A 2,949-nucleotide genomic window follows, 5' to 3' on the forward strand; every position below is an offset into this window, starting at 1 on the left:
TCAATTTCCTGACACGTACCGCATTGCCCACAAGGGTTTGCACTTTGCCCTTGTTCACAGTTCAGGCTTTTAGAAAATATGCGGGCAATCGTGGTTTTCCCCACGCCCCGGGTACCGGTGAACAGGTAAGCATGGTGCAACCGGTCGTTTTGCAATGCATTGGTGATGGCAGAAACCACGTGCTCCTGCCCTACTAACTCACTAAAGCGTCCGGGACGCCATTTTCTTGCCAGTACCTGATAAGCCAATCTAAGCTTCCTTACTCGCCTTCGAATTCACAGATGCAATACGGCTCGACGCCCAGCTCGGTTAAACGTTCATAACCGTGCAGTTCAGGCAAGCCAATAACAAACCCTGCGTGCTCAACTTTACCGCCGAGATTGCGGATCAATTTGGCCGTCGCAGAAATTGTGCCGCCCGTGGCTAACAAGTCGTCAATCAACAACACTTTGTCGCCCGGTGATATCGCGTCTTTGTGAATTTCCAGCGTGTCTTTGCCGTATTCTAATTCATAGCTTTCGCTAAGCACATCTCGGGGCAGTTTGTTAGGCTTACGAACGGGTACAAAACCGATGCCTAATTCTAATGCCAGTGGCGCTCCAAATAAAAAGCCACGTGCTTCAGTACCCGCTACTTTGGTAAAACCATATGGCCGATACTTGTCCAGCAACATAGCTATGCACTGGCTGAATGCCTGATAGTCTTCAAGTACGCTTGTGACATCGCGAAATTGAATACCCGGTTTCGGGTAGTCAGGCACCGTTTTTACTACTGATTTAATATATTCTGAACTCATGCCGAATCCTTTAATTATTCCGGCAAGGCTTTAAGAAAAGTAGAATGTAAACCAACCAGCAATCGTTGGTAATAATGGGAAGGCTAGCAGTGCAACTACCGCACCCAGAAAATACCACCAATTAAATACTTCTTTAAAATCTTCGTTACCAGCCATGAAAAATTCCAGTTAATTTAAGCCTAAAAAATGGCCCTAAATGGTAATCGAAACGAAACCTAATTGACAGAGGTAATGCGCTAAGCAGTCAAAATCTGACCATTCACTGAGTGTATTGTTGTAAGGGAATCTGAGCAGCTTACATCAACCCGAAGGCGCCGTTGTTATGCTTCTGTCACGGCGCCACAGGTAAGCCATTGACTAACAAGCTGCTGAACGCCTTGTTGTACGGTATTTAACGGCAATCCGGCGGCTTGCTGATGAACCCGCTCACACAAACGCTCAACTGAGGTAGGTTGCTGGTTGAGAAGATCAAACGTGAGTGCCGCCAATGGATTCAGGTGCTGAAAGCCAACGTGGTGTTCACTGTCTCTGTAGAGTAAGTAAAAATGTTGCTCGCCAGGCGCTTCCGGTTGGAAATCCGGGCCAATCATGTGCACCGGATAAGCGTAACCGGCTAGTTCCGACAACGGGGAACTGCGCACGTAGTCGGGTATTGTTTCTCCTTGCCAATACGTAACCGGGCTGTCGGTTTTTCTGACCGATAACGCCAGCTCCAGCCATTCGTAATGCGCCAGCTCTTTCAGAAACACTGGGTCTGATGATGTTGGCTCATAAGCGTTACTCAGAAACTCAACAAATTCTTTACTGATATCAATGAAATACGGTGAACGGCTTGGGTGCTGCTGAAAAAAGGTACGCACCAGTTGCTGCCAGTTATCGTCGCCGTAAAGCGAATGTAACACGGGGAAGCCGTTGCGAATAAAGCCTTCAACATTGTTGAAGAACAGCGACTGGTAAATAGCCAGTCGCCTTTGTGTATCCTGGTCTTGCTCACTGGTTTGCTCAGGAAAGCGGATAGCGGTGGCGAGTTCAGTGAGTTGTTCAGTTAAACGCAATTAGGCTACTCCCACTTGTTCGTTCATCACCTGTTGCTGTATAGATTTAATTCGCCTGACTTCCTGCAGCAGCGTTTCCAACGGGGGTATATTAAAATCTCGCTCTAGCAGCGTTGGGAACACGTGATGTTGACGATATGCATAGGCCAGTAACGCCCATACTTCTTCAATGACATCCGCACCGTGTGTATCAACACGCAGATCTTCCGCCTCTTCGTAATGTCCGGCAATATGACCATATACAATTTTATTGCTCGGTAATCCGTCGATGAACGCTTTAGGGTCGTATCGATGATTTATGCTGTTCACGTAAACGTTATTTACGTCGAGCAAAAGTGAACAACCCGACTCAGACAACACGGCGTTAATAAATTCTAACTCTGTCATCTGCGCATGAGCCGTTAAATAATAGGAGACATTTTCGAGTACCAGGGGCCGTTCGATAATATCCTGCACCACATTTGCCCGGTCTGCCACGTAACGAACGGCTTCCTCGGTAAACGGAATGGGCATCAGGTCGTACATATGGCCTTGTGCGCCACAGTAACTCAAATGCTCACTGTAGAGCGGAATGTCATGCCTATCCAGAAATTGTTTTACGGCTTTCAGGAAGCGATGGTCCAAAGGATCAGGACCACCGATTGACAACGACAATCCATGCGTTGATAACTGAGTCTGCCTGGCACACCGCTCGAAATCTTCACTGAACTTACCACCTAAGGGTATCCAGTTCTCGGGCGCGACTTCCCAGAAATCGACCTCGTCGGGTAACACAGGAAGTAGCTCGTCGAGCATCTCCCTGCGAAGTCCCAGGCCGGCACCTTTGATCGTTTTCATAGTGTTGGGCTGTTAAATTAACCGTGCCAGATTAAGCTGCGCCGCCACACTTACCTTCGCCGCACTTGCCTTCTTTCTTGGCTTTGTCGCCACCGCATTTACCTTCGCCGCACTTGCCTTCTTTCTTGGCTTTGTCGCCGCCGCATTTACCTTCGCCGCACTTGCCTTCTTTCTTGGCTTTAGTTTCACCGCATTTACCTTCACCGCACTTGCCTTCTTTTTTCGACTTGGACTCGCCGCACTTCCCTTCGCCACATTTGC

The 2,949-nt window shown here is 48.3% G+C and carries 6 protein-coding genes; all 6 read right to left on the bottom strand.

Annotated features, from left to right (window positions below):
• Positions 1-248, bottom strand: a 248-nt coding sequence (locus tag AC4MRN_RS16285; RefSeq protein WP_491203869.1) for a DNA polymerase III delta subunit-related protein, incomplete at its 3' end; no start/stop codon positions are given.
• A gap of 11 nt (positions 249-259) precedes the next feature.
• A complete protein-coding gene (apt, locus tag AC4MRN_RS16290; RefSeq protein ID WP_155014211.1) occupies positions 260-796 on the bottom strand; it encodes an adenine phosphoribosyltransferase in 537 nt (178 codons plus the stop codon).
• A gap of 30 nt (positions 797-826) precedes the next feature.
• The gene (locus AC4MRN_RS16295) at positions 827-952 is read right to left on the bottom strand and encodes a hypothetical protein (protein ID WP_255052359.1); all 126 of its coding nucleotides are present in this window, start codon (positions 950-952) and stop codon (positions 827-829) included.
• Between the two features lie 164 nt (positions 953-1,116).
• A complete protein-coding gene (locus AC4MRN_RS16300; RefSeq protein ID WP_491203870.1) occupies positions 1,117-1,851 on the bottom strand; it encodes an HvfC family RiPP maturation protein in 735 nt (244 codons plus the stop codon).
• A complete protein-coding gene (locus tag AC4MRN_RS16305) occupies positions 1,852-2,688 on the bottom strand; it encodes an HvfB family MNIO-type RiPP peptide maturase (RefSeq protein WP_491203871.1) in 837 nt (278 codons plus the stop codon). It lies immediately after the preceding gene.
• Positions 2,689-2,719: 31 nt separating this feature from the next.
• A partial coding sequence (locus AC4MRN_RS16310) for an HvfA family oxazolone/thioamide-modified RiPP metallophore (protein ID WP_491203872.1) occupies positions 2,720-2,949 on the bottom strand: 230 nt, incomplete at its 5' end.

Source organism: Marisediminitalea sp., assembly GCF_984433645.1.

Excerpts from the sequence above, each read along its gene's own strand:
- apt (WP_155014211.1), bottom strand. The coding sequence starts at position 796 with ATGAGTTCAGAATATATTAAATCAGTAGTAAAAACGGTGCCTGACTAC.
- AC4MRN_RS16295 (WP_255052359.1), bottom strand. The coding sequence starts at position 952 with ATGGCTGGTAACGAAGATTTTAAAGAAGTATTTAATTGGTGGTATTTT.
- AC4MRN_RS16305 (WP_491203871.1), bottom strand. The coding sequence starts at position 2,688 with ATGAAAACGATCAAAGGTGCCGGCCTGGGACTTCGCAGGGAGATGCTC.